This is a genomic window from Kribbella sp. NPDC051936, assembly GCF_040680955.1.
Lineage (GTDB): Bacteria > Actinomycetota > Actinomycetes > Propionibacteriales > Kribbellaceae > Kribbella.
The window spans coordinates 659,042-685,561 of record NZ_JBFAXS010000006.1; the positions used below are offsets into that span (position 1 = coordinate 659,042).

Consider the following 26,520-nt stretch of genomic DNA (forward strand, 5'->3'; position numbering starts at 1 on the left):
CATGAGCTCGTCCCAGGCCGCGACGGCCCGCTCCGGTTCCGGTCCTCTCGACTCGTTCTTCAAGATCACAGAACGCGGATCCACGCTCGGCCGCGAGGTGCGCGGCGGGCTGGTCACCTTCTTCACGATGGCCTACATCGTGGTGCTGAACCCACTGATCATCGGCACCGTGAAGGACGGCGCCGGTCAGTTCATCGGCGGCGGCACCGACCCGGCGGCGGCGATCGCGAAGGTCGCGGTGGCGACCGCGCTGGTGGCCGGCGTGGTGACGATCCTGATGGGCCTGTTCGCGAACTTCCCGCTGGCGCTGGCCACCGGCCTGGGCCTGAACGCGTTCATCGCGTTCTCGGTGGCGACCAAGATGACCTGGGCGGATGCGATGGGCCTGGTGGTCCTCGAGGGCCTGATCATCCTGGTGCTCGTGCTGACCGGCTTCCGCAAGGCCGTGTTCGAGGCCGTGCCGCTGCAGCTGAAGATCGCGATCAGCGTCGGCATCGGCCTGTTCATCACGTTCATCGGCGTCGTCGACGCGGGCTTCGTACGGCGGCCCGCGGCGCCGGGCGGTCCGCCGGTCGAACTCGGTGTCGGCGGCAACCTCCACGGCTGGCCCGTCCTGGTGTTCGTGGTCGGCCTGCTGCTGATCGTCACGCTGTACGCCCGGAAGGTGAAGGGCGCGATCCTGATCGGCATCCTGGTCTCGACCGCGCTGGCGATCGTGCTCGAGTCGATCGCGAGCATCGGCGCCCGCACCGACAAGAACCCGGGCGGCTGGGGCCTGAGCGTGCCGAAGCTGCCGGACCAGTGGTTCACCACACCGAACCTGGACACGATCGGCGAGTTCAACCTGTTCGGCTCGTTCGAGAAGATCGGGGCGGTGTCGGCGCTGCTGCTGATCTTCACGCTGATGCTCGCGGACTTCTTCGACACGATGGGCACGATGACCGCGATCGGCGCCGAGGCGGGCCTGAACGACAAGGACGGCATCCCGCCGAACTCGCAGCGGATCCTGGTCGTGGACAGCCTGGCGGCGGCCGCCGGCGGCGCGGCGTCGGTGTCCAGCAACACGTCGTACATCGAATCCGCGTCGGGTGTCGGCGAGGGGGCGCGGACCGGGCTGGCGAGCGTGGTGACCGGGATCTGCTTCCTGATCTCGATGGTGGTCGCGCCGCTGGTGACGCTGGTTCCGTACGAGGCGGCGACGCCGGCGCTGATCCTGGTCGGGTTCCTGATGATGACGCAGGTGAAGGGCATCGACTTCGACGACATCGAGGTCGCGTTCCCGGCGTTCCTGACGATCGTGCTGATGCCGTTCACGTACTCGATCTCGGCCGGTATCGGCGCGGGCTTCGTCTCGTACGCCGTGCTCAAGACCGTCCGCGGCAAGGCCCGTGAGGTGCACCCGCTGATGTGGGTGGTGTCGGCGCTGTTCGTGGTCTACTTCGCGATCGGCCCGTTGACCGACTGGCTGACCTGACGCAACTCGAGGTACTCGGTGCGCGCGGTGAACAGGTCGCGCAGTTCGGCGCTGACGGTGTCGAGGAACTCGGTGCGGTACGTCGAGTCGGTGAGCAGCGCGATCGAGTAGTACAGGCCGGTGAAGTTCGCGATGCCGACGGCGACCTTGATCAGCGAGGCGCTGAGGACGAGCGGGTGGTCCAGCAGCGTGAGGTGGTACGACCAGGAGCCGGCGTCGACGCCCCACTGTTCGTAGATGTGTTCGCTGATCGCGAGCATGCCGAAGGCAACGAAAAACAGTCCGACGCCGGCGCTCACCACCAGGACCTGCATCCACTGCCGGATCACCAGGCTGACGCTGACGTTGAAGCGCTGGATCCGGCGCAGCGGCGGACCGGACCCGGCGGTGCGCTCGATCGCGTCCACCTCCAGCGGCAGCCGGATCAGCAGGAACACCGTGCTCAGCAGGGTGAAGGCGATCACCGAGAAGACGATGAAGGCGGCGGGCATCCCCGCGAACACCTGCCACATGTCCGCGGTCATGAACAGCACCAGTGAGAAGACCAGCAGGAGCGGCAACGCCCGGATGAAGCTGGCGACCGAGTTGGCCAGCTCGCGGGCCAGCTGGCGCATTCCCCAGACGACGGTCGCGATGAAGCCGTAGCCGACCACGACGTACACCGCTCCCAGCAGGACCAGGTTGCCGCCGGCGACGCCGAAGAACTGCTTGACCTGCCCCTGGGTGACCACCGGCAGCAGGGCGGGCAGCAGCACGAACACCGCCAGCTCCGGGATCCCGAACCGGGTCGGCAACGACCAGAACGGCCGGCCGCGGAACCCGTTCAGCAGGCCGAAGCCGATGACGAGCGCGACCAGGCCGCCGACCGCGGCCAGCAGGTTCTGCCACCACAGCCAGTCCAGCGAGGTGGCGCCGAGCATCTCGGCCAGGAACACCAGCCAGAGCAGCGGCGCGGCCCGCGTGTAGATGTCGTGCGTGGGCGAGAAATCCTCGATGAACAGCGGCAGTCCCGCCCGGCGGAACCGCTGCTCGTACCGCTCCAGCTCGGCCGTCGTCCCCATGATCGCGAACTCTAGGCCATGGCCGTGGCGGGCCGGGGAATACCAGCCGGTGGAAACCGGTTTTAGTTAGCAAAGGTAATGAGTTAAGGTAACGACATGCCCGAAGTCGTAGCGCAGCAGGTGAAGAGTGACGTCGGGCTGGCGAGTGCTCTGCGGTCGTCGACCCTGCGGCTGTCCCGGCAGATCCGCCGGCAGCGCGAGCCCGGTCACGACCTCACCGCGAACCAGCTGAGCGTGCTCGGCGCGCTGGCCAAGCACGAGGCGATGACGATCGGCGAGCTGGCCGCGCACGAGCAGGTGAAGCCGCCGTCGATGACGCGGATCGTGACGAACATGGAGGAGGCGGGCCTGGTGGTCCGCCGGCCCCATCCGACCGACAAGCGCCAGATCATGGTCGAGCTCACCGCCAGGGCCGACGAGCTGATCCTGGCGAACCGCCGGCGCCGCGACGAGTGGCTGCAGACCAAGCTGAAGCAATTGACCCCCGAGGAGCGCGACATCCTGCGCAAGGCAGCACCTGTACTGGAACGACTGGCGGCTCGATGAGCCCCACCTTCCGTGCCTTCAAAGTCCGAAATTTCCGTCTGTACGCCTCCGGCGCGATCGTCTCGAACGTCGGCACCTGGATGCAGCGCGTCGCCCAGGACTGGCTGGTCCTGGAGCTGACCCACTCCGGTACGGCGCTCGGCATCGTCACCGGCCTCCAGTTCCTTCCGGCCCTCCTGCTCGGCCCGTACGCCGGGCTGGTCGCCGACCGCTTCCCGAAGCGGCAGGTGCTGACCGCGACCCAGATCGCGATGGCGAGCGTCGCCCTGGTGCTCGGCGGTCTCACGATCGCCGGTGTGGTCCAGCCGTGGCACGTGTATCTGCTGGCGCTGCTGTTCGGTGTCGGCACAGCCTTCGACGCCCCGACCCGGCAGGCGTTCGTGGTCGAGATGGTCGGCCGCGACGAGCTGTCGAACGCGGTGGGTCTCAACTCCGCGTCGTTCAACGCGGCCCGGCTGCTGGGCCCGGCGCTGGCCGGCCTGCTGATCAACTGGATCGGCACCGGACCGGTGATCCTGATCAACGGGTTCACCTACTCCGCCGTGATCCTGTCGCTGCACCTGATGCGGGTGGGCGAGCTGCACACGCCGAAACCCGCGGCTCGGGACAAGGGCATGATCCGCGACGGCATGCGGTACCTGTGGCGCCGGCCGGATCTGATGATGGTGCTGGTGGCGGTGTTCTTCGCCGGCACGTTCGGCCTGAACTTCCAGCTGACCTCGGCCCTGATGGCGACGGAGGTCTTCCACAAGGGCGCGGGGGAGTACGGCATCCTCGGTTCGGTGCTCGCGATCGGCTCGCTGGCCGGTGCCCTGCTGGCGGCCCGCCGGGTCCGGATCCGCGCTCGCCTGGTGATCGGTGCGGCCCTGGCCTTCGGGATCGCCGAGGTCGTCAGTGCGCTGATGCCGAGCTACCTGGGCTTCGCGCTGGTGCTGCCGCTGGTCGGCCTCGCCTCGCTGACCATGCTGACGTCCGCGAACGCGACGATGCAGCTGAGTATCGAGCCGACGATGCGCGGCCGCGTGATGGCGCTGTACATGACCGTTCTGATGGGCGGTACGCCGATCGGGTCGCCGTTCATCGGCTGGGTCGGGCAGGAGTTCGGCGCCCGCTACTCGCTGATCGTCGGCGGCGGGCTGACCGTGCTCGGAACCGTCGGCTCGGTGCTGTACTTCTCCCGCCGGCGCGGTCTCGCGATCCGGCCGCGGCTGCTGCCGCGCCCGCACCTCGAGGTGCTGCCGCAGACCGAGCTGCTCGGCGAGAAGGCGGTCCTCGAAGGTTCCCCCGAGGCGGAGCCCAAGAAGACCGTCGGCCCGCAGGTCGCCTAGGGCCTGATCCGGGTCAGCAGGCGAGCCGCGAAGAAGAGCGCGTCGACGTCCGTGTGCCGCCGGCTGACCATCGCCGCCGGGTCGTGCCTGGGCTTCGGGCGTACGTCGGGGGTCTCGGCGGTGGCGATCCGGAGGAATCCGCGGCCGAAGCGGCCCTGCTCCGGCATCCACTCGACGTCGACGATCTCGCCGAGCGGCACCGGCCAGAGGTCGCCGTGCGCCTTCTTCTTCCGGCCCGCGAACCGGTGGTAGGTGAACGTGAGGCGCCCGTTCGCCACCACCAGGGTCGCGTCGTGTCCCTCGAACTGGTCCGGTGCGGCCGGCGGCGCGACCAGCCACGCGGTGGCTGCGGTCTCCGGGACGTCGCGCCGTACCAGGACCTGGGCGACGTCGCGGGCGATGTCCTCGGCGAGATCCCGGTCGACGTCCGGGAAGTCGTAGACGTCGATCAGCCGGGTCACCGACCGCAGCGGGTCGGCGCCGTCGCGCAGGACGAGCCGGAGCCCGGTCCCGGTCACCTCGACCGACCGTAACGCCTCGACCGGCAGCACGCGCTCGCCCAGCCGGGCCCGGACCGCGGCGGCGAGCGGATGGAACCCGCCCGGCGTGCCGTCGTACCGGATCCGGAGGGTGCCGAGGCCGTCCCAGACGACCGTGCCGTGCGTGCTCGTCAGCTCACCACTCACCACGTGTCCTATCTTTCACCGTGCGCAGGTCCAGCGCAGTCCTTGCGGGTCAGGGGCACAATGAGGCGTGACCCATTACGACGTTGTCATCATCGGGACCGGCTCCGGCAACACCATCGTCAACCGGCGGTTCGCCGACTGGAAGGTGGCGATCGTCGAGCGCGGCACGTTCGGCGGCACCTGTCTGAACGTCGGCTGCATCCCGACGAAGATGTTCGTGCACGCCGCCGACGTGGCCGCGACCCCGTCGGTGAGCTCGCGGTACGGCGTCGACGAGCAGCTGCTCGGCGTCCGCTGGCCCGAGGTCCGGGACCGGATCTTCGGCCGTATCGACCCGATCGCGGCCGGCGGCTCGGAGTACCGGCACCACAACGCGGACAACGCGAACGTCACCGTGTACGACGGCACCGGGCGGTTCACCGGCTTCAAGGAGCTGACCGTCGACACCAAGGACGGGGCGTCGAGCGTGTTCAGCGCGGACCGGTTCGTGATCGCCAGCGGCAGCCGGCCGATCGTGCCGCCGATCCCGGGGCTGGAGGACACCGGGTTCCACACGTCGAACACGATCATGCGGCTCGAGGAGCTGCCGCGCCGGCTGGCGATCATCGGCAGCGGGTTCGTGGCGGCCGAGTTCGCGCACGTGTTCGCGTCGTTCGGGGTCGAGGTCACCGTGGTCGCCCGCTCGAAGGAGCTGCTCCGGACCGAGGACGCGGAGATCGCCGCGCGCTACACGGAGATCGCGCAGGCGAAGTACGACGTCCGGCTCAACCACGAGACCATCCGCGTCGCGCGCCGTGACGACGGGACGATCCTGCTCGGGATGCTGCACCCGGACGGGTCCGACGAGCTGGAGGTCGACGAGCTGCTGGTCGCCGTCGGCAGGGAGCCGAACTCGGACCTGCTGAACCTGGACGCGACCGGCGTCGAGGTGGACCACGAGGGACGCGTCGTCGTGGATGCGTACCAGCAGACCACCGTCGACGGCATCTACGCGCTCGGCGACGTGACGAACCCGCACCAGCTGAAGCACGTCGCGAACCACGAGGCCCGGGTGGTGAAGCACAACCTCCTCAACCCCGACGACCGGATCGAGGCCGACCACCGGTTCGTCCCGCACGCGGTGTTCAGCTCGCCGCAGATCGCCTCCGTCGGACTCACCGAGGAGCAGGCGCGGGACCGCGGAATCCCTTATGTGGCAGCGGTTCAGCGGTACGGCGACATCGCGTACGGCTGGGCGATGGAGGACACCACCGGCTTCGCGAAGGTGCTCGCCGACCCGCAGACCGGGCAGATCATCGGCTGCCACGTCATCGGCCCGCAGGCGCCGACCGTGATCCAGCCGGTGATCCAGGCGATGAGCTTCGGCCTGGACGCATACACGATGGCGCGCGGCCAGTACTGGATCCACCCGGCGATGCCCGAACTGATCGAGAACGCCCTGCTGAAGCTGGACCTACGTCCGGAACGCTGAGATCACGTCGGCCACCGTGGCGAGCGTGTCGAGGTCGGGGAGGCTGATCATCACCTCGGTCACCCCGGCCTCGGAGAGCTCGCGGAAGCGGCCGATCTGATCGTCGACGGTGCCTGCGTTCACGTGGTCCGCGTACTTCGCGGGGTTCACGTTCCGCGGCCGGAGCTTGCGAATCAGCTGGTCGAGCTGTTCGTGGTCTTTCCCTACGAGCGTTGTGGACAGATGTGTCAGCTCGGCCCGGCTGCCCTGCAGGTAGCCGGCGGCCTTGCGGACCGCGGCGGCGTCGCCGAACACGTTCACCGCGTCGGCGTACCGTGCGGCCAGCCGCAGGGTCCGTGGGCCGCTGCCGCCGACGAGCACCGGCAGGTGTTCCTGCAGCGGTCGCGGATAACACGTGGTGTCCGGTACGTCGAGGACCTTGCCGCGGAACGGTTTGTTGCCAGGGCCCCATAGAGCCGGCAGCAACTGCAACGCGTCTTCGAGCAGCGCGTAACGCTCACCGACCGGCGGGAACGGCCAGCCGTACGCCTTGTGCTCGGCCTCGAACCACGCGAGCCCGACGCCGCAGACCGCCCGCCCACCGCTCAGTACGTCGAGCGTCGCCGCGATCTTCCCGAGGTGCGCGACGTTGCGGTACGTGATGCCCGAGACCAGCGTGCCCAGCCGGACACGCGTCGTACAGGCGGCGAGGTAGCCGAGTGTCGTCCAGCTCTCCAGGAAGTCCTCCCAGGCCCGCCCCACCTGCGGGATCTGCCGAAAATGGTCCATCACGTAGATCGCGTCGAACCCGGCCGCCTCGGCCCGTTCCGCCACGTCACGCACCCACGCGGCCGTCCCCGCCCGTCCCGCCGGATGGGTGTAACTGCTCAGCTGCAGCCCGAAGCGCAACCCGACCGGAGCTTCCGATTGCCGGGTATGCGCCGCGGTCGACTCGACGAACACGCTCGGCACCACCCGCGCGGCGGTCGGCTCCAGTACGTCGTCGTACCCCTCCGTCGGCAACTCCTTCTTCACCGTGGCCCATGACCGCAGCTGCGCCGTCAGGGCGTCGGCAGGGATGCGCTTGTCCCGTTGACGATTCCGCCGCCGGCACTCCTCGGCAGGTGTATCGAACGCCACCGCAACACAAGCCATCCCGGCATCCCGAGCCAGTGCCAGCCAGGACCTTCGCCGGTCCGCGTCCAGCCCCAGGGTGTCGACGACAGTCGTCAGGCCCCGCCCGATTCGTTGCCGCACCACCACGTCCAGCACCGCGAACGCATCCGCGCTCGCCGCGATGTCGTCCTCGGCGGCCCCGACCAACGCCCGCAACCGGTCACTGGACACGATCAGGTCGCCGGCGAAGTGCTCCGCCGCCCAGGTCGACTTCCCCGAGGCCCCCGGACCGGCCAGGATCACCACACACGGCGACGGCAGCTTGAGCTCGGACACAAAAGCAGTTTCCACCACGGATACGCTTTTCGGATGCGATTGTTCGTGGCCGTCGTGCCACCCAGCGAAGTAGTGGAGGATCTGAGCGAGTTCGTCGAGCCGCGCCGGCAGCACCCGGATGACGACATCCGGTGGGCGGCGGACGACCACTGGCATCTCACGCTCGCGTTCCTCGGCGAGGTGCCGGACTGGAGGACCGAGGAGCTCGAGGAGCGGCTGGAGCGGGCCGCGAAGCGGCAGCAGCCGTTCGCGCTGCAGCTCGCCGGAGCGGGTGCGTTCCCCGGGGTCCCGGACGCCCGGGTGCTGTACGCCGGGGTGCGCGACGAGACCGAGTCGCTCAAACACCTGTCGATGACCACCCGGGCGGCCGCCAACCGGGCCGGCGTCACCGTCGAGGGGCGCAAGTTCAACCCGCACCTGACGCTCGCGCGGCTGCGGCGGCCCGTCGACGTCACCAAATGGGTGCGGATCTTCGACACCTACGAGAGCCCGGTGTGGACCGCGGGCAGTCTCCAGCTGATCGAGTCCAGGCTCGGCGAGGGACCGGGCCACAGTGCGGCGTACGTCACGGTAGGCGAATGGGACTTCTTAGGTTAACCTCAGGAAGGTTAGCCGTACCTAATGCCTAATTCTGTACTGAGAGAGTCCCGCCATGCTCGCGAACTACCTGATCGGACTCCGTGAAGGGCTCGAGGCCTCGCTGGTCGTCAGCATCCTCGCCACCTTCCTGGTCAAGTCGGGCCACCGCGATCGACTCAAACTGGTCTGGATCGGTGTCGCCACGGCGCTTGCCGTGGCGGTCGCCGCCTGGGGTCTGCTCCAGTTCGTCACCGCGCTGACCGCGAAGTCCTTCACGACCCAGGAGACCGTCGGCGGCGTGATGTCGATCCTCGCGGTCGGCTTCGTCACCTGGATGATCTTCTGGATGCGCAAGGCGTCCCGGAGCATCGCCCGAGAGCTCCGGGAGCGGATGGGCCAGGCGCTCGAGGTGGGGTCGCGCGCGGTCGTGATCCTGGCGTTCCTGGCGGTCTTCCGGGAGAGCATCGAGACCGCGTTCATCGTGTACGCGTCGGCCGCCACCGCGACCACCGCCGTACCGTTCGTCGGCGTCCTGCTCGGGCTCGCGACCGCGGTGCTGCTCGGCGTCGCGATCTACAAGGGCGCGGTGAAGATCAACCTGGCCGTGTTCTTCAAGTGGACCGGCGCGGTGCTGATCCTGGTCGCGGCCGGGATCTTCGCCTATGGCTTCCACGACCTGCAGGAGGCGAACATCCTGCCCGGCCTGCACACGCTGGCCTTCGACATCTCCCACGTGATCCCGCCCGACAGCTGGTACGGCGTACTGCTCAAGGGCATCTTCAACTTCAACCCGGCCCCGACCGTGGTGGAGGCGACCGCGTGGGTCGTCTATCTCGTCCCGGTGATGGTGTTCTACTTCCGCCCGGTGAAGAGCTCCGCACCGCCCGCCGTACCGGCGACGACCGCTCACAAAGCGGCCTGAATCCCCAGGAGAACCATGCGCAGCACTGTGGCCCGCCGGGCCTGTGTCATCGGTGTCGTCCTCGGCCTCGCGGCGCTGACCGCGTGTGCGAAGGAGGAGCCCGCGGCCAAGGACGACGGCACCGGCCCGGTGTCGGTCAAGGCGTCCGACTCGGCGTGTGAGCTGAGCCGCCGCGACGTGAAGTCCGGCACCAGCACGTTCTCGGTGGAGAACGCGGGCAGCAAGGTCACCGAGTTCTACGTGTACGCCGATGGCGACCGGGTGATGGGCGAGGTCGAGAACATCGGACCGGGCCTGAAGCGCGAGCTGATCGTCGAGCTGCCCACCGGGAAGTACCAGGCGGTCTGCAAGCCCGGCATGGTCGGTGACGGGATCCGCGGTGACCTCACGGTCACCGGCGACGCGGCCGCGCAGGTCGACACCGACACCGCGCTGAAGCAGGCGACCGACAGCTACCAGCGGTACGTGAACTCGCAGGCAGCCGAGCTCGAGGAGGAGACCGGCGAGTTCGTCGAGGCGGTGAAGGCCGGCGACGTCGCCAAGGCCAAGGCGCTCTACCCGGTCGCCCGCACGTACTGGGAGCGGATCGAGCCGGTCGCCGAGTCGTTCGGTGACCTCGACCCGAAGATCGACGCCCGCGTGAACGACGTCGAGCCGGGCACCGAGTGGACCGGGTTCCACCGGATCGAGCAGGCGCTCTGGGTCTCCAACTCCACCAAGGGCATGGAGAAGTACGCCGACCAGCTGCTGACCGATGTGAAGACGGTGGTCGCGAAGGCGAAGACCGTGAAGCTCACGCCGCTGCAGCTGGCCAACGGCGCCAAGGAACTGCTCGACGAGGTCGCCACCGGCAAGGTCACCGGCGAGGAGGACCGCTACTCGCACACCGACCTGTGGGACTTCCAGGCGAACGTCGAGGGTTCGCAGGCCGCGATCCAGGCGCTCCGCCCGGCCCTGCAGAAGCGCGACGCCGCGCTCGTCACCCAGCTGGACACGCAGTTCAAGGCCGTCTTCGCGTCGCTGGACAAGTACCGCGAAGGCGACGGCTTCAAGCCGTACACGGCCACCGAGCCCGAGAAGAAGGCCCTCGGCGCGGTCGTCGACGGCTTGGCCGAGCCGGTCAGCAAGGTCGCCGCAGTACTGGCCAAGAAATGAGCGGACGCACGGGATTGTCCCGACGCGGCCTGTTCGGGGCCGCGGGTGCCGCTGTCGCCACCGGAGTCGCGGGGTACGTCGCCCACTCGGCACTGACCGGTGAAGAGTCGCAGGCGGCGGACGACAACGGGCCGGTGGAGTTCCACGGACCGCATCAGGCCGGTATCACGACGCCTGTGCAGGACCGGCTGCACTTCGCTGCCTTCGATGTGACCACGACCAAGCGTGACGAGCTGATCGCCCTGCTGAAGGAGTGGACCGCGGCGGCCGCGCTGCTCACGGCCGGTCGCGACATCGGGCAGTACGGCGCGGTGAACGGACCGGGCGAGGCGCCGCCGGAGGACACCGGCGAGGCGGTCGGCCTGCCGCCGGCGCGGCTGACGCTGACGATCGGGTTCGGGCCGTCGCTGTTCGACAAGCGGTTCGGGCTGGCGTCGAAGCGTCCCCAGGCACTCGTCGACCTGCCGCACTTCATCGGCGACGACCTGGACCCCGCACGGTCCGGTGGCGACATCGCCGTCCAGGCGTGCTCGGACGACCCGCAGGTCGCCGTACACGCGATCCGGAACCTCGCGCGGATCGGGTTCGGGCGGGTCGCCGTCCGGTACTCGCAGCTCGGATTCGGCCGGACGTCGTCGACGTCGCGGGCACAGGCGACGCCGCGGAACCTGTTCGGATTCAAGGACGGGACCAACAACCTGAAACTCGAGGAAGCCGACAAGCTCGAGCAGCAGTTGTGGGTCCAGCCCGAGGACGGCCCGGACTGGATGGTCGGCGGCGCGTACCTGGTGTCGCGGCGGATCCGGATGAACATCGAGATCTGGGACCGTACGTCGCTCGGCGAGCAGGAGACGATCATCGGCCGCGGCAAGGGCACCGGCGCGCCGCTGGGCAAGGCGGACGAGTTCGACGCGATCGACTTCACCGCGAAGAACGCCGACGGCGCACCGAAGATGCCGGTGGACTCGCACGTGCGGCTCGCGCACCCGCAGTTCAACAAGGGCGCCGAACTGCTCCGCCGCGGCTACAACTTCGTCGACGGCTCGGACGGCCTCGGCCGGCTCGACGCGGGCCTGTTCTTCCTCGCCTACCAGCGCGACCCGCGCAAACAGTTCATCCCGATCCAGAACCAGCTGGCCAAGAACGACACGATGAACGAGTACATCCACCACGTGGGCTCCGGCATCTTCGCCTGCCCAGCAGGTGTGACACCCGGCTCGTACTGGGGCGAGAAGCTGTTCTCCTGAACCGGTCGGTCACTACATTGTGGCGGTGAGCAACCATCAGGGCGGTTACCCCGGTCAGCAGCCGCCGTACGGGGGACAGGCCCCGCAGCAGCCGCCGTACCCCCAACAGTACGGGCAGCAGCAGTACGGCGGTTACCCGCCGCCACCTCCGCCGTCGCGCAAGGTGGGGCCGATCGTGGTCGCGATCGTCGGTGCGCTGATGCTCATCGGTGCCGGTGTGTTCGTGGTCACCCGGTTCACCGGCGGCTCGGACGACGCCGCCGACGGTTCGGCCAAGCCGGTCGCGCCGTCGGCGAAGCCCACGGCGAGCGAGGCCCCGACGGAGGAGCCGAGCACCGGGGGCAGCCCTACCGCTGGTGAGAGCCCCAGCGCACCGGCTGCGCCCTGCAACGGGTGCATCCCGGGCGCCACGGTCACCTCACTCGTCACGGCGTTCAAGTCCAAGGGCTACGTCTGCAAGCTGGACCGCCGCTGGGAGTGCAACAAGGGCACGCTGGACGTCTACATCAGTCCTCACTACTCGAACAAGAACTACGCCGAGTACGTCGACGTGAGCGGCAGCAGCAGCGCCCGCGTGCAGAACTGCCCGCAGTGCATCACCGGCGCCGTCGCCTCCCTGAAACAAGGCCTGCCCGGAGCGCTGGCGCTGTTCGTCAAAGACGCGTCCGTGCGCCAGCAGATCGTCGCGTTCGCGATGCAGGGCGCAGGCATCCCCACCTCCGGGCCGAGCTCGACCCGCGACGCCAAGATCGGCGGCTACCGCCTGTCGACCCAGGGCTACAGCGGCGCAACCGTCGGCAAGAACGGCAAGTACGCCAGCTTCTACTCGACCTCGGTCTCCATCCGCGGAGTCTCCGAGTACTGAGGCCGGACCGCCGGCACTCATCAATCGCATCCGAGGAAGGGCCGCCACGCTCAGGCGGTCGTTCCTCGGACGATTGATGAGTGCTGCAGATCCGTCTACTTGACCGCGCCGGCGGTTACACCGGCGACGAAGTGTCGTTGGGCCAGGAGGAAGCCGATGACGACGGGGACGCTGACGACCAGGGCCGCGGCCATGATCTGGTTCCAGTAGATGTTGGTCTGCGTGGAGTACTGGCGCAGGCCGACCGACAGAGTGCGGTTGGCCTCGGTGGTCATCACGGACGCGAACAGGACCTCGCCCCACGCGGTCATGAACGAGTAGATCGCGACCGCGATCACGCCGGGCCGGGCCGCGGGCAGGACGACCCGCCAGAGCGCGCCCATCGGACCGCAGCCGTCCACCAGCGCGGCCTCGTCCAGCTCACGCGGGATGCTGTCGAAGTATCCGGCCAGCATCCAGATCGAGAACGGCAGGCTGAACGTCAGGTACGTGATGATCAGCCCGAGCCGCGTCCCGACCAGCTGCAGCCCGAACTGGTTGTTGATGTTCACGAAGATCAGGAACAACGGCAGCAGGAACAGCACGCCCGGGAACATCTGCGTCGACAGCACCGTCGTGGTGAACACGGTCCGGCCCCGGAACTTGAACCGCGACACCGCGAACGCGGCCAGGATCGCGATCGCCACCGAGAACACCGTCGCGGCCACCGACACGATCGTCGAGTTCACGAAGTACTTCGCCAGCGGCACCGTCTTCCACATGTCCACGAACGGCGCCAGCGTCAGGTTCGACGGCCACCAGGTGAACGCGCCCTGCACGTCCTTCAACGGCTTCAGCGACGACGTCGCCATCACGTACAGCGGGACCAGGACGAACAGCCCGAGCACCGTCAGCGTGACACCGCGGTAGATCTTGAAACCCCTGGTCTCACGCACGGCGCGACCTCCTTCCGGTGACGAGCAGGTACGCGCCGGTGACGATCATCAGGAAGATCAGCAGCAGCACGGACATCGCCGCACCGGTGCCGAAGTTCCAGGTCAGGAACGACGCGTTGTAGATGTGGAAGGTGATCAGGTCACCGGCCGGCGGCTGCGCCGTACCGAACAGCACGTACGGCGTGTTGAAGTCGCTGAACGTCCACAGGAACAGCACCAGCACGAGCACCAGGTTGACCGGCCGCAGCGACGGCAGCGTGATGTTGCGCCACTGCCGGATGTTGCCGGCGCCGTCCACCGATGCGGCCTCGTACAAATCCCGCGGGATGCTCTGCATACCCGCCATCAAGGTCAGGAACGCGAACGTCCACAGCTTCCAGCCGGCCACCGTGATCAGCGAGATCAACGCGTTGCCGCCGATCAGCCAGAACGTCCCGCCGTCGCTGAGGTGCAACTGCTCGAGGACGTGGTTGACGGCGCCGGTGTCGCGCTGGAGCATGAAGTTCCAGGTCAGGATGCCGGCGTACGCCGGGAGCGCGTACGGCACCAGGAACAGCGTCCGGACCAGGCCCCGGCCGCGGAACTCCGGCTGCAGGGCGACCGCGGCGGCCATCCCGAGCACCCACGAGAACGCGACCGTGACGAGCGAGAAGACGACCGTGACGCCGAAGGACTTCAGCAGCCCTGCACCGACGGCGTTGTTGAAGTCGAGCGCGACCTTGTAGTTGCCGAGCCCGGCGCTGGGCGCGGAGGACCAGTTCGCGATGAAGAACTTGGTCAGTTTGACGAAGCTCATCCAGATCCCGACCAGCATCGGGATGATGTGGATGAACAGTTCCAGCAGCACGGCCGGGGCGAGCAACGCGTACGGCAGCCACCGGTTCAGGCCCGGCCGGTGCTCGAGGCGGCTGCGGTTCCTGGCCGGCTTGGCCGGCGCCGGAGCGGCGGTTTCTGTGGCGACGGACATCCGGGGGTGTCGCCTCCTGTCTGTCGGATCGGTGGGCTGACGCGGGCAGTGGCCCGGACGCTGCCGTCCGGGCCACTGGGGACAGGTCAGCTACTCGCCGCCACCTGGTCCTCGGCGGTCTTCAGCGCCGCCTTGACGTCGTCGGCGGTCACCGTCCCGCCGGTCGCGATCTTGGCGAACATCGCGTTCATCGCCTTGCCGACAGTGCTCTCGAACTGGTCCTCGGCCGGCACCAGCGGCAGCGGCTTGGACTTGGTGTTGTAGACGTCCTGGAACGTCGCCGCCTCGGCCGCGTCGGTGGTGAACACCGGCTTGGCGTCCTTCAGCACCGGCAGCGACGAGAACGGCTTGCCCAGCGTGGTCTGGGTCTGCGCGTCGGTCATGTACTTCACGAACTTCAGCGCCGCGTCCTTGTGCTTGGTGTTCTTGAAGACCGACAGGTTGATACCGGCCACGTGGCTGGCCACCTGCTCGCCGCCGGCCGGAGCCGGGAACGGTACGACGCCGTACTCGCCGGCCTTCATGCCGTTGGCGACGATCGAGGAGTCGGCGTTGTTCTGGTTGATGACCATCGCGACCTTCTTGGTGGCGAAGTCGTTCACCGACTTGGTGCCGTTGTCGTACTGCGCGTTCGCCGGGTTCGCGACCTTGTCCTTCTGCATCAGGTCGAGGTACCGCAGCACGCCCTGCACGTTGCCGTCACCGGTGAAGGTCGGCTTGCCGTCGCCGTTGAACCAGTCGGCCTTGTTCTGCGCGGCGTTGATGAACGCGAAGTGCACGTTCTCGGTGTAGCTGCCGGCCGCCAGCGCCATACCCCACTGCTTCTTCGCCGGGTTGGTCAGCTTCTGCGCGGCCGAGACCATCTCTTCCCAGGTCTTCGGCGGCTGCAGGCCGGCCGCGGCGAACATCGCCTTGTTGTAGTACAGGCCGTAGGCCAGACCGTAGAGCGGGACCGAGGTCGGGTCGGTGCCTTCCTTGCCGCCGGTCGCCAGAGCCGTCGGCACGAACTTGTCCTTGCCGCCGATCGCGGTCATCGCGTCGCCGTCGAACGGCAGGAACGCGTCAGTGGCCTGCAGCGAGGCCGCCCAGGTGTTGCCGATGTTGACCACGTCCGGCGCCTGGCCGGAGGTGATCGCGGTCTGGATCCGGGTCTGCAGGTCGTTCCAGCCGATCACCTCGAGGTTGACCTTGATGCCGGTGTCCTGGGTGAACTTCTGCAGGACCGGGGTCAGCACCTCCTTGTCGTTGTCCAGGCTGGTGCCCTGGTTGCTGGCCCAGTAGGTCAGCGTCTGGTCGCCACCCGAACCGCCGCCGGACGCATCGTCCGAATCGCCGCCCCCGCAGGCGGCCAGGCTGATTCCCAGGGCGGTCGCCGCCACCGCGGCTACAAGCGAACGCAGTCTCACGTCGGACTCCCTCGTCCCGTCTCGAGCCCCCGCGGACCTGCGGGGGCGGATCGGCCCCATACTGGCCTAACCGGTTAAGTTCCGAAACCCTAACCGGTTCAGTTCGAGCGTCTTCGTTACGACCTCGTGACCCGCCCAACCTTCACCGCACCCGCGGAAAACGCAATCCAACACTCTCCGGAAGCGCCCGATTTCACAAAGTCTTCAAACTGAGCCAAACCACGCCGAAACCCGGCCCGCCCCGCGCGGCACGGACGAGCGCCCCGCGCGGCGCGGACGAGCGCCCCGCGCGGCGCGGACGAGCGCCCCGGGCGGTGCGGACGAGCGCCCCGGGCGGTGCGGACGAGCGCCCCGGGCGGTGCGGACGAGCGCCCCGGGCGGTGCGGACGAGCGCCCCGGGTGGACCCAATTTGCCTGGTTGACCCACCAAATGCGGGGTTAGGCACCCTGAACCTGGGTGGATAACCCCACATTTGCCTGGTAGGCCAGGCAAATTTCGTGGTGGGCTTCAGGAGGGGGCGGGGCCGGAGGACTCGCGGTGGCGGAGTTCGCCGGGCGGCGCCTCCTCGTGCAGGGCGGTGTCCGCGGTGATGGTGCGGAGCAGCAGGTCGGCGGCGGCCCGGCCGCGTTCCATGGTCTTCTGGTCGACCGCGGTGATCCCGGGCCGGGCGAGTTCGCACAGCGGCGAGTCGTCCCAGGCGACGATCGAGACCTCGCCCGGCACCGCCGTACCGAGATCCATCGCGACCCGGAGCGCCGCGACCGCCATCAGGTCGTTGCCGAGCACGATCGCGGTCGGCGGGTTCGGGCCGGTCAGCAGCCGGCGGGTGAGTTCTGCGCCGTCGTCGTACCGGTAGGTGCCCTCGATGTGCCGCACCGTGATGCCGTGCCGCTCGGCCTGCTTGAGCAGCGTCTGCACCCGCAGCCGCTCGTGGATGAACGTGAACGGCCCGCTGATGTGCGCGATGTCGGTGTGCCCGAGCCCGGCCAGGTGGTCGAGCAGCAGCGCCACGGTCTCGTCGGGCGAGCTGATCAACCGGCCGACCGAGTCGTCGGGCGCGTTCGAGCTGACCACGACGCACGGCATCCCGAGGTCCTTCAGCAGCTGGATCCGCTGGTCGTCCTCGAGTTCGTCGAACAGGATGAACCCGTCCACGCGACCCTGCCGCGACCAGCGCCGCAGGACGTCGAGGTCCTCGCCGTGCTCGCCGGTGAGCCGGAGCAGCAGCGACGAGTCGACCTCGTTGAGGTACTGCTCGATGCCGACCAGCGTGCGCATGTAGAACGCTTCGGTCGAGATCAGCGTGGGGTCCCTGGCGATCACGATCCCGATCGTCCGGGTCCGGCTCGCCGACAGCGCGACGGCGGCGGAGTTCGGGTGGAAGCCCAGCTCCTCGGCCAGGTCGAGCACCCGCCGCCGGGTCTCCTCGCTGACGCCGGCGCGGCCGTTCAGTGCGTACGAGACCGAGGCCTTCGAGATGTGCAGGCGACGCGCCAGGTCGCTGATCGTGACCCGGTGGCTGCGACGCGTGCCGCTCCCCGGGCCGTCGCCGTCGGCGTCGTCGCCGTCCGCAACGGATCCGCTCGTCGTCATCGCCCGGCCACCCCTCGCACAGACGGAAAAGTGTTCATGTCAGACCGGAGGTTAGCAGCGGCGTTTGAGGGCTGGTCTGTGTCCCGAGAATTGGATAGCGTTTTCCCATGCTGCCGAACGAGCCGTTGCGACTGGATTTCCTGCCGTGGGAGTACGCCCGGAAGGCCTCGGAGGCGGAGCGTGAGCGGCAGGCCGAACGGCAGGCGCGGCTCGGCGGGTCGGTCGAGCTCTCCGCCGATGTGTACGTCGCGGAGTCGGCCGCGGTGTACTGCGACGAGCTGCGGATGGGGGACCGGTCGTACATCGCCGCGCACGCCTACGTCACCGGTCACATCGCGCTCGGCGCGGACTCCACGATCAACCCGTTCGCCGCGGTCCGCGGCAAGGTGACGATCGGCGACGGCGTCCGGATCGGCGCGCACACGTCGCTGCTCGCGTTCAACCACGGCACCGCGCCCGGCGAGCCGATCTTCAAGCAGCCGCACACCGCCGTCGGCATCACGATCGGCGACGACGTCTGGATCGGCTCCAACGTCACGATCCTGGACGGCGTCACGGTCGGGCCGCACACGATCATCGGCGCCGGCGCGGTCGTCACCAAGAACATCCCGGCCAACTCGGTCGCGGCCGGGAACCCCGCCCGAATCCTCCGCTCGCGGACAGGAGCGTCCATGTCAGGTGATCTGCCCACGCTGCTGAAGGAGTTCGCCGCCAAGGCCCGGGAGCAGGTCGACGACGTGCTCGCGCGGTGCTGGGACGGCGTCCGGTTCGTCGACCGGCCCGGCATCGACCGGGAGCCCGAGATCCGCCCGTGGTGCGACGCCGTCGAGATCGCGGACCTGCTGGTACGCCGTACGCCGGCCGGCCACACCCGCGACAACCTCGTCCGGAGGCTCCGCGCGCGCCAGGACCCGGCGACCGGACTGGTATCGCCAGGGGACCTGTCCGACGACGGTCTGGGCAAGCCGTCGGATGCCGAACTCGCTGTCCTGGAAGGCCCCGCGAGCTATCACGTCCTGTGTGTCGGGTACGCGCTCCAGGTCCTCGGCAGCAGCTTCGAGCACCCGATCAGCACCGACTTCACCCTCGACCAGCTCGACAACTTGCCCTGGGCAAGGAGGGCCTGGTCCGCCGGCTCCGGTATCGACGGCCTCGGTACGGCGCTCGCCTTCAACGGGAAGCCCGGCGAACTCGAGCTCCTGATGGGCTGGCTGCACACCCGCGCCGATCCCGAGACCGGCGCGTGGGGCTCATCGCATCCCGACGACGGGCTGCTGCAGGTCGTGAACGGTTTCTACCGCCTCACCCGCGGCACGTACGCGCAGTTCGGCCTCCCGCTGCCGTACCCGGAGCAGGCCGTCGCCACGGTTCTTGCGCACAGCAACGACCGGCGGATGTTCACCGGCGACAACTACAACGCCTGCAACGTTCTCGACGTCATCCACCCGCTGTGGCTTGCCCGTAAGCAGACGGCGTACCGCGAGCAGGACGGCCGTCGCTGGGCCGAGGAGCAGCTGCGTGCGATCCTCCCGCGCTGGGTCGACGGTGCCGGCTTCGCCTTCGCCCCCGACGGCACCGACGACCGCGCGACCCCGGGCCTGCAGGGCACCGAGATGTGGCTCGCGATCATCTGGCTGCTGTCCGACTACCTCGGCCACTCCGACGCCCTCGGCTACCGACCACGCGGCGTACACCGCCCGGAGCCGCTGGTCACCCTCCGCTGAACCGGAGTTACAGCAGTCCGCGGCGGCCGCGCTGCCGGAGATCAGGCGGCGGGTCGACCCCCACGGCACTCCGGCCGGGAACTTCCCCATACCCTGACCACGTGGACCCCCGCACGCGCCGACTGGTGACCTCGCTCGTACTGGCCGCCCTGGTCGTCATCGTCGTGGTGGCTGCCCTCGTCCGATAACGTCGCCGCATGACGCCCTCGGCCGGTGAACGTTCGTCGTACCTGATGCGGGCCGGGCTGGTCCGGAACGTGCGGTCCGGGGAGCACCTGACCACATTCGTGGTGTCCGGGGTGGCGACGGTGCTGGTGACCCGGCTGATCCTCAGCCTCAGCGGATACCCGCAGATCGGCGGCAAGGGCCTGCATATCGCCCACGTCCTGCCCGGCGGTCTGCTGATGCTGATCGCGATCTCGCTGCTGCTCGGGTACGTCGGGCCGGTGGTGCGGCCGGCCGCAGCGACGATCGGCGGGATCGGGTTCGGGCTGTTCATCGACGAGGTGGGGAAATTCGTCACCTCGGACAACAACTACTTCTACCAGCCGACGGCCGCGATCGTGTACGTCGTCTTCGTGCTGATCGTGCTCGGCACCCGCTTCCTCAGCACCCGCCGGCCGATCGACCCGCGGGAGGAGCTGGCGAATGTCGTCGACCACGCCGTCGAGGGGGTCGCGGGCGGTCTGTCCCGGCGCCGCCGGGCCGAGGCCGCGGAGCTCCTCCGCACGGTCCCCGCGCAGATCGAAGGGCGCCGGCAGACGTCCGAGCTGCTGGCCGCCTGCCCACCTGACGAGGTGGAGCTGGCTGCTCCGGTGGACGCTGCCTGGCGGGCGCTGCAGCGCGGGTTCGAGCGGCTTGCCACGCATCCGAAGGCGCCGCCGATCGCTGTCGCCGTACTGGCGGTCCAGTTCTTCGCCGCGCTCGTCATCGCCGCGGTGCTGGGCAACGGTCTCAACCACCTCCCGGTGCTCGGGGTGGCGGTCGGGAGCTTGCTGTCGGCAACGTTCACCGTGCGCGGCGCCTTGGCGTTGCGGAGGCGCAACCGGGCCCGCGCGGTCCGGCTGTTCGAGCTGGCGGTGCTGGTGTCGTTGCTGATGACACAGGTCTTTCAGTTCGCAGCCACGCAATTCGCGGCAGCCGGCGGGATGCTGCTGGACCTGGTGATGCTCGGGCTGCTGCGGGCGGAGCGGGAGCGGATGCGGCGCGAGCTGGACAACGCCACCAAGGCTAGGACGCTCCGACTGCCACCCGATCTGGATCTGCCGCCGTTCCCGGAGGATCCGTCGGACCCGGTGTAGCCCGCCACTTCTCGTGCCGGCCGATCAGCACCGGTGACATCGTCGCGATCAGGTAGACCAGGCCCCCGGCGAGCAGCGCGGGCGCGAGACCGATGGCCGTGACGGCAGCCCCGGCGACCACGCCGCCCAGCGGTACGCCGGTCCAGCAGGCCGCGTTGGACAGCGAGTTGACCCGTCCGAGCAGGTGGCCGGGGATGCGCTCGATCTGGATCGCGCCGAGCACGGGGTTGATGAAGCCCGCGCCGATGCCGCCGACGGCGTACACCGCCATCAGGGTCCAGATCGGTACGTCGGTGGCCATCGCCACAAAGCGCGGCGCTCCGGCGATCAGGAACGCGACCGTGAAGACCAGTTTGCGCGGGATGCGGTCACCGATGGCCGACGCGAGCAGGGCGAACAGCGTTGCGGTCACTCCGAACGAGGTGAGGATCAGACTGGTGTGACCTGGGCCGTAGCCGTGCTCCTTGATCCAGACGGGCAGCAGTACGGTGCTGGTCGCAGCGTCGAGCAGGTTGGTCACCGCGATCATGACGACCAGCGGCAGCAGGAGCCGGTCGGTGCGCAGAAAGGTCCAGCCCTCCAGGAGTTGGCGGCCGTAGCCCTGCTCCTTCGATGGGGACGTGGCGCACTTGGGGACCCAGCGGGTGATCAGTACGGCGCAGACGCCGAACGACGCCGCGTCGATCCACAGGGCGTTGACCGCTCCGACCAGGGTAATGAGGCCGCCGGCCAGCGCGTACGCGAAGAAGCCCGCCAGGCGTTCCGTCGTACTCTCCAGACCCGTCACCCGCTCCAACGGGACCCAGGCCGCTCTGGCGATGTCGGGGATCAGCGTGGCCTTGGCGGCATCGCCCGGTCCGCGGAGCGCTCCGGCGATCGCGACCAGCACCAGCAGCGTCGGGAAGTGCAGGAAGCCGAGCGTGTGGAGCAGGGGGACCAGCGCCACCACCGCTGTACTCGCGGTGTCTGCCACGACGCTGACCCGGCGGGCGCCGACCTTGTCGATCAGCGGGCCGCCCATCGCCTTCACCACGACCAGCGGCGCCATCTCGGCCATCGCCACGAGACCGGTCTTCACTGGCGATCCCGTCGTGATCAGGACGAACCACGGGATCGCGATCGCGCTGACCCGGGTCCCGCAGATCGACACGACGTTCGCCACCAGGAACGCAGCCAACGGCGCTCGATTGCCCTTGTCGCCCATCATTGCCTCCCCCTGTGTGCTTACTGGCGCGTCTCGCGCGGGAACGCCTGGATCTGAACGGTGACTTGCTCGGCGCCCTCCGGCAGGGGAGCGGTGAGGTCCGGCGTCTTGTACTTCTCGAGGACCGCCATGACCTCGCGCATCATCGTTGCCAGCTGGTCGGGCCTCAGATGGAAGAAGTAGTCCGAGAGCATGCTGGCGTCGCGCCAGTCCTCGGGCATCGTCTGCATCGCGTCGATGAAGCCGAAGATGTTCTCGGCGTACGTCTGGCCGACGCCGTGCAGGAAGCCCAGCGCCAGCTCAGGCTCCTGGTCCAGCAACTCGGTCGCGTTGAACTCGGTGCCCTGGTGCGCCGACTTCCACCAGCGGTCGCGGGCATTCCCGCGGCTGTCGTCCTCGACCACCAGCCCTGCGTCGGCGAGCTGCCGGAGGTGGTAGCTGGTCGCGCCCGTGTTCACCCCGAGCCGCCCGGCCAGGGTCGTAGCGGTCTGCGGCCCGTACACGCGGAGCAGACCGAGGATCCGGTTCCGCATCGGGTGCGCCAGCGCGCGCACGAGGTGCCGATCCAGCTGGACGGTGCGGGCCGGCTCCACGCTCTGGTTCTCGTCGCTCATGGCTCAGAGCATAGGATTGCAAAGCCTCTTTGCAAAGTGTTTTTGCAAAGAAGTTCTGCAGTCTGGTTGTCCACAACTCGCAAATCGCCCCGCCGGACCCGGCGCGATCACGGCATCTTCTCTGTCGACCACGAACCCCGACGTGCCCGCTTGAGGAAAGAGAGATGTCCCGATGATCCGCGTGATGTTCGACGACGCCGACTACTGCGACGTGCCCGCCGACCTGATGACCTTCACCGACGGCGCGGTGATCTTCTGGCTCAAGGGCGAGGAGGTCGGCCGCCACCGCCAGGCCCGCATCCGCTCCCTGGAGCCCGTCAACCCGAACTCGATGACCCGCAAGATCCAAAAAGCTCGCAGAACCCACCCCAACGCCTTCCGCCCGTGGTCCCCCGAAGACGAGCAAACCCTGATCGAGATGCACAACAACGGCGCCCCCATCGACGACCTCAGCGAAGCCCTCGGCCGCCAGGAAGGCGGCATCATCACCCGCCTGAGAAACCTGGGCCTCCTCGACGAAGACCCAGACCCAGCCACCCCCACACCCACCCCATGACCCCCACCCACCCGCCCTCGGCGCACGCCCCGTCCACCCCAACGAAGCAATTGCCGTCCGCAGGACCTCCGCGAGAGGATGCCGACTGGTCCCGTCCTTCACCGACAACACATGCCGTGGGGCGGCGGCTGTGTTTCCGGCGGCCCCCGGCGCCCCGTCCTGCCGCGCGACCGCCCCGGCGAAGCAACACCTGTCCGTGGGACCGCCGCGAGAGGACGCCGCCTCGCGGTCGCATCCTTCGCCGACCACTCGCACCTCCGGGCGCACTACCGGCGGCAACTGCCTTTCAGCCGCCTGCGGCGGCACGAGCCTGTCCCTGGCGACCAACCGCCCGGCGAAGCAACTGCCGTCCGCAGAACCGTTGCGAATTATCGCCACGCCGCACTCCGCCCTTCACCGACATCACGCACCGCCGGACGTGCCGTGGGTGGCGACTGTGTCCGGGCGGCCTCGGCGTCGGGCCCTCCGTTCTGCGACGCAACCGCCCCGGCGAAGCAGCTGTCGTCGGCGGGAGCATCGCGAAGGCCGCCCGCCTCGCGCCCTCGGTTCTTGGCCGACTGCAGGTGCCGCTTGGCGTCCTGTCTGCGGCGGGTTGGAAAACCCCTGTCGCCGCAGACCCCCGACGAATATGGTCGCGCTCATGGATGGCGACTGGAGAGACGGTGGTTTCAGACAACGTCGTCCCTCTGCGGAGAGCCTCGCCTGGGTTGCGGCGTCGATGGGCCGAGGCAGCCGCGTCGTCGGCTATCGCCGATTGACCGGTGGCGTCTGCTCCGCCGTGAATCGCCTGACTGTCGAGCGACGTGGAACTCGAACGTTCGTCGTACTGCGGCAGTACCCGGCCGGCCTTGACCTGCAGGAAGCCTTGAAGAAGGAGATCGCCAACCTAGGTGTGGTGGCGGGAAGCGGGCTCCCGGTTCCAAGCATCCTGGCCACCGATGTTGCCGGTGCCTCGACGGGCGGCGCGCCATCGTTGCTGATGACACGGCTGCCGGGCCATGTTCACCTCAGTCCAGCGGAGCCTCGGTCGTGGCTGACGAGGATCGCGGAGATCGCCGTACTGCTGCATTCCCTCGATCTCCCCGCAAAGACGTTCAGACCATGGACAGATTCCTGGATCGCTCCTCGGGACGGGTTTCAGGTGCCGGTCGACGCACAGAAGCCGGCGGTGTGGAAGTCGGCATTCGGTGCCATGGCGGCACCACCGCCAAAGGACCCCGCCGTCTTTCTGCACTGCGATCTCCTGCCGGTCAACATGCTGTGGTCACGCGGAAGAATCACCGGCCTGACCGACTGGAACTCCATCCATCGGGGATCGCGCGCGATCGACGTCGGGCACTGCCGGCGGTACCTGGCGGCGCTCTACTCGCCCGAATGGTCGGAGCAGCTTCGGTCGCTGTACGAGTCGATCGCCGGTGCGACTCTCGATCCGTGGTGGGACCTGTATGCCCTGCTGCACTACGACGAGAGCGGCTCGAAGTGGATCCGCGGTCAGGTCGCCGGGCGCCGCCCCGTCGACGTGCCCGGCATGACGTCCCGGGTCGAGCTCGCCATCGAAACAGCCCTACGGCGCCTCGGCTAACCGCGGGTTCCCCACTGGCCACCCTTCCGGTTCTGGTACGTCGCACAGCCCCTGCACGAAGGCCGGTCGCACTCGCATCAGTCACAGACCAAAACGAGTCACCGCCCACACGAGGAGCCCCCGCGCGAGGATGCCTCACGGCCACAGGCTGGGCCTGTGCCCACAGAACGGCGGGTTGAGCCTGCTATGGCTGGGTGGTGCGCGCCGATGGCGGCAGGAGGAGAAGCCCCAGCGCCATCCCGAGCAAGCAAGGCAGGCCGTGATTGTCTTGGAGCACCGTGCCGATCACGGCCAGCACCGGCACCACGAACGCCGACATCCGTAGGTTCCTCGGGAACTCGACGCCGTACCGGCGGGACGCAACCATCACCACCACCGCCAGCGCACCGAGCAGACCAGCGCTACACATCGAGTTGCCCGCGCCGACCGGGTTCAGCCAGACGTAACTCACGAACTGACCAAACAAGCCGCAGCCGAAGTACAGCACCGACCAACGGCCCCGCCCGAACACCCGCTCGGCAGCCGTACCCACCACCGCCATCCAAACCAGATTGACGACCAGACCGGCCGTCCAGCCGTCCTGGAAGAACATCCCGGTCACCAGCCGATACCACTCACCGTCGTCGATCCGTGCCGCATCCCGAACCACCTGGTCGTACAACGGCCGATGAACGAGCTGGGCAACGCCGCACCCCAGCGTCACCAGAAACACCACACCGGTCAGAAACGGCCGCCGCGACCCGGCCCTTAGCGCCCCCAGCGGATGAGGCGCAACGGCGTCCGTGGTCACGCGCCAAAACCTAACGCGACCAGAGGCCTACCACGGCCGCGAGCCCACGCCCCTGAAGATCAGCCACCACCGCCCACTCGCCCCACACTGCCCCGAACCTGGCCAGCAAGCGCACCCCCGCCCGACACCTCGTCAGCCACACTCGAGCCGAGGATGGCCAGGGGAGAGCCTGCGCCCCCGACCTGCGCCCCCGACCTGCGCCCCCGACCTGCGCGCGACCGACGTCGGCGTACGACGTGGACGGGCGACACCGGCGTGCGGCGCGGGCGACCCGCGCGCCAGACCTGCGCTGGTGACGTCGGCGTACAACGTCGGCGTGCGGCGCGGGCGACCTGGCGTGGGACCTCCGCGACGTCGGCGTACGACGTGGGCGGGCGACCCGCACGCACGACGCGGGCGGCCGACGCGGACGTGCGACTCGTACGGGCGACCTGCGCGCCCGACCGATGCGGGCGACGTCGCCGTGCGACGCGGACGTGCGACCTGCGCGTACGACGTGCGCGTACGACCCGAGCGGGCGACGTCGGTGTACGACGTGAACGGGCGACGTGAACGGGCGACTTCGGCGTGCGACGTGGGCGTGCGACTCGTGCGGGCGACTACGCGCCCGACCTTCGCGGGCGAGGTCGGCGTGCGACGTGGGCGTGCGACGTGGGCGTGCGACCTGCGCGTACGACGCTGGCGGGCGACGCTGGCGGGCGACGCGGACGTGCGACTCGTGGGGGCGACCTGCGCGACCGACCTGCGCGGGCGACGTCGGCGTACGACTGGACCGGCGACGTCGTCGTAGGACTGGACGGGCGACGCCGGCGGGCGACGTGAGCGGGCGACCTGCGCGTTCGACGTGCGCGTACGACTTGCGCGGGCGACGTCGGCGTACGACTGCTCGGGCGACGCGGGCGGCCGACGCGGACGTGCGACTCGTGCGGGCGACTTCACGCCCGACCTGCGCGTACGACGTGGGCCGGCGACCTGTGCGTTTGCGCCTGTCGGTTCCGGCTGAATACTGACCCTCTGGTTCCGGGTGAACTTTGACCCACCTCCGTGACGATCGTGAGGTGTTGAACGTGGAGGACTGGGCG

24 protein-coding genes are annotated in these 26,520 nt (G+C 68.8%); 14 read left to right on the top strand and 10 right to left on the bottom strand.

Features of this window, described 5'->3' with window-relative positions; all coding sequences use genetic code 11:
* Position 1: 1 nt before the first annotated feature.
* A complete protein-coding gene (locus AB0L64_RS24385) occupies positions 2–1,474 on the top strand; it encodes an NCS2 family permease (RefSeq protein WP_363713442.1) in 1,473 nt (490 codons plus the stop codon).
* Here the strand turns inward: AB0L64_RS24385 and AB0L64_RS24390 are convergent.
* The gene (locus tag AB0L64_RS24390; protein WP_363713443.1) at positions 1,435–2,535 is read right to left on the bottom strand and encodes a hypothetical protein; all 1,101 of its coding nucleotides are present in this window, start codon (positions 2,533–2,535) and stop codon (positions 1,435–1,437) included. The genes AB0L64_RS24385 and AB0L64_RS24390 overlap by 40 nt on opposite strands.
* 96 nt (positions 2,536–2,631) lie before the next feature.
* Between AB0L64_RS24390 and AB0L64_RS24395 the strand changes: the two genes are divergently transcribed.
* Positions 2,632–3,081 carry a MarR family transcriptional regulator gene (locus AB0L64_RS24395; RefSeq protein ID WP_355701090.1) on the top strand — a complete coding sequence of 150 codons (450 nt, stop codon included), beginning with the start codon at positions 2,632–2,634 and terminating at the stop codon, positions 3,079–3,081.
* The gene (locus AB0L64_RS24400; RefSeq protein WP_363713445.1) at positions 3,078–4,409 is read left to right on the top strand and encodes an MFS transporter; all 1,332 of its coding nucleotides are present in this window, start codon (positions 3,078–3,080) and stop codon (positions 4,407–4,409) included. The genes AB0L64_RS24395 and AB0L64_RS24400 overlap by 4 nt, the downstream gene beginning before the upstream one ends.
* Here the strand turns inward: AB0L64_RS24400 and AB0L64_RS24405 are convergent.
* Entirely contained in the window at positions 4,406–5,095 is a 690-nt protein-coding gene (locus AB0L64_RS24405) for a DUF4429 domain-containing protein (RefSeq protein ID WP_363713447.1), read from the bottom strand. The two genes, AB0L64_RS24400 and AB0L64_RS24405, sit on opposite strands and share 4 nt — an antisense overlap.
* A gap of 67 nt (positions 5,096–5,162) precedes the next feature.
* Here AB0L64_RS24405 and AB0L64_RS24410 point away from each other — a divergent pair, with 67 nt between their 5' ends.
* Complete coding sequence (locus AB0L64_RS24410; RefSeq protein WP_363713449.1) at positions 5,163–6,566, top strand: mycothione reductase; 1,404 nt, start codon at positions 5,163–5,165, stop codon at positions 6,564–6,566.
* On the opposite strand, the gene AB0L64_RS24415 is transcribed toward AB0L64_RS24410, so the two are convergent.
* Positions 6,549–7,997: an LLM class flavin-dependent oxidoreductase gene (locus AB0L64_RS24415; RefSeq protein ID WP_363713451.1), complete on the bottom strand. Its 1,449-nt coding sequence runs from the start codon at positions 7,995–7,997 to the stop codon at positions 6,549–6,551. The genes AB0L64_RS24410 and AB0L64_RS24415 overlap by 18 nt on opposite strands.
* Positions 7,998–8,030: 33 nt before the next feature.
* Here AB0L64_RS24415 and thpR point away from each other — a divergent pair, with 33 nt between their 5' ends.
* Genes thpR through AB0L64_RS24440 form a run of 5 tightly spaced genes read left to right on the top strand, consistent with a single transcriptional unit; the run spans position 8,031 to position 12,765 of the window.
* On the top strand, positions 8,031–8,594 hold the full coding sequence (thpR, locus tag AB0L64_RS24420; protein WP_363713453.1) for an RNA 2',3'-cyclic phosphodiesterase: 564 nt from the start codon (positions 8,031–8,033) through the stop codon (positions 8,592–8,594).
* 55 nt (positions 8,595–8,649) lie between these two features.
* Positions 8,650–9,498: an iron uptake transporter permease EfeU gene (gene efeU, locus AB0L64_RS24425; protein WP_363713455.1), complete on the top strand. Its 849-nt coding sequence runs from the start codon at positions 8,650–8,652 to the stop codon at positions 9,496–9,498.
* 15 nt (positions 9,499–9,513) lie between these two features.
* On the top strand, positions 9,514–10,653 hold the full coding sequence (gene efeO, locus AB0L64_RS24430; protein WP_363713457.1) for an iron uptake system protein EfeO: 1,140 nt from the start codon (positions 9,514–9,516) through the stop codon (positions 10,651–10,653).
* Positions 10,650–11,900, top strand: a complete 1,251-nt coding sequence (efeB, locus tag AB0L64_RS24435; protein WP_363713459.1) for an iron uptake transporter deferrochelatase/peroxidase subunit — start codon at positions 10,650–10,652, stop codon at positions 11,898–11,900. Before efeO ends, efeB begins: the two co-directional genes overlap by 4 nt.
* A 25-nt stretch (positions 11,901–11,925) precedes the next feature.
* Entirely contained in the window at positions 11,926–12,765 is an 840-nt protein-coding gene (locus AB0L64_RS24440; RefSeq protein WP_363713461.1) for a hypothetical protein, read from the top strand.
* A gap of 95 nt (positions 12,766–12,860) precedes the next feature.
* Here AB0L64_RS24440 and AB0L64_RS24445 read toward each other — a convergent pair whose 3' ends face one another.
* From AB0L64_RS24445 to AB0L64_RS24460, 4 genes are all read right to left on the bottom strand, one after another.
* Positions 12,861–13,700, bottom strand: coding sequence for a carbohydrate ABC transporter permease (locus AB0L64_RS24445; protein WP_359927295.1), 840 nt, complete (start codon positions 13,698–13,700; stop codon positions 12,861–12,863).
* Positions 13,693–14,667: a sugar ABC transporter permease gene (locus tag AB0L64_RS24450; protein ID WP_363713464.1), complete on the bottom strand. Its 975-nt coding sequence runs from the start codon at positions 14,665–14,667 to the stop codon at positions 13,693–13,695. Before AB0L64_RS24450 ends, AB0L64_RS24445 begins: the two co-directional genes overlap by 8 nt.
* A gap of 86 nt (positions 14,668–14,753) precedes the next feature.
* Positions 14,754–16,073 (bottom strand): sugar ABC transporter substrate-binding protein, encoded by a 1,320-nt coding sequence (locus tag AB0L64_RS24455; protein WP_363713466.1) that lies wholly within the window; start codon positions 16,071–16,073, stop codon positions 14,754–14,756.
* A 508-nt stretch (positions 16,074–16,581) separates the two neighbouring features.
* The gene (locus AB0L64_RS24460) at positions 16,582–17,667 is read right to left on the bottom strand and encodes a LacI family DNA-binding transcriptional regulator (RefSeq protein ID WP_363713468.1); all 1,086 of its coding nucleotides are present in this window, start codon (positions 17,665–17,667) and stop codon (positions 16,582–16,584) included.
* 107 nt (positions 17,668–17,774) lie between these two features.
* Here AB0L64_RS24460 and AB0L64_RS24465 point away from each other — a divergent pair, with 107 nt between their 5' ends.
* Together AB0L64_RS24465 and AB0L64_RS24470 are read left to right on the top strand one after the other, a co-directional pair.
* Entirely contained in the window at positions 17,775–19,391 is a 1,617-nt protein-coding gene (locus tag AB0L64_RS24465) for an acyltransferase (protein ID WP_363713470.1), read from the top strand.
* A 197-nt stretch (positions 19,392–19,588) separates the two neighbouring features.
* A complete protein-coding gene (locus tag AB0L64_RS24470) occupies positions 19,589–20,692 on the top strand; it encodes a hypothetical protein (protein WP_363713472.1) in 1,104 nt (367 codons plus the stop codon).
* On the opposite strand, the gene AB0L64_RS24475 is transcribed toward AB0L64_RS24470, so the two are convergent.
* The gene (locus AB0L64_RS24475) at positions 20,622–21,899 is read right to left on the bottom strand and encodes an MFS transporter (protein ID WP_363713474.1); all 1,278 of its coding nucleotides are present in this window, start codon (positions 21,897–21,899) and stop codon (positions 20,622–20,624) included. The two genes, AB0L64_RS24470 and AB0L64_RS24475, sit on opposite strands and share 71 nt — an antisense overlap.
* A 17-nt stretch (positions 21,900–21,916) precedes the next feature.
* Positions 21,917–22,510: a helix-turn-helix domain-containing protein gene (locus AB0L64_RS24480; RefSeq protein WP_363713476.1), complete on the bottom strand. Its 594-nt coding sequence runs from the start codon at positions 22,508–22,510 to the stop codon at positions 21,917–21,919.
* A 172-nt stretch (positions 22,511–22,682) separates the two neighbouring features.
* Here AB0L64_RS24480 and AB0L64_RS24485 point away from each other — a divergent pair, with 172 nt between their 5' ends.
* Together AB0L64_RS24485 and AB0L64_RS24490 are read left to right on the top strand one after the other, a co-directional pair.
* Positions 22,683–23,066, top strand: coding sequence for a hypothetical protein (locus tag AB0L64_RS24485; protein WP_363713478.1), 384 nt, complete (start codon positions 22,683–22,685; stop codon positions 23,064–23,066).
* 628 nt (positions 23,067–23,694) lie between these two features.
* Entirely contained in the window at positions 23,695–24,648 is a 954-nt protein-coding gene (locus AB0L64_RS24490) for an aminoglycoside phosphotransferase family protein (RefSeq protein ID WP_363713480.1), read from the top strand.
* A 184-nt stretch (positions 24,649–24,832) separates the two neighbouring features.
* On the opposite strand, the gene AB0L64_RS24495 is transcribed toward AB0L64_RS24490, so the two are convergent.
* Positions 24,833–25,438: a rhomboid family intramembrane serine protease gene (locus tag AB0L64_RS24495; protein WP_363713482.1), complete on the bottom strand. Its 606-nt coding sequence runs from the start codon at positions 25,436–25,438 to the stop codon at positions 24,833–24,835.
* A 463-nt stretch (positions 25,439–25,901) separates the two neighbouring features.
* On the opposite strand from AB0L64_RS24495, the gene AB0L64_RS24500 reads away from it, so the two are divergent.
* The gene (locus AB0L64_RS24500) at positions 25,902–26,228 is read left to right on the top strand and encodes a hypothetical protein (protein WP_363713484.1); all 327 of its coding nucleotides are present in this window, start codon (positions 25,902–25,904) and stop codon (positions 26,226–26,228) included.
* The last annotated feature ends 292 nt before the right edge of the window (positions 26,229–26,520 follow it).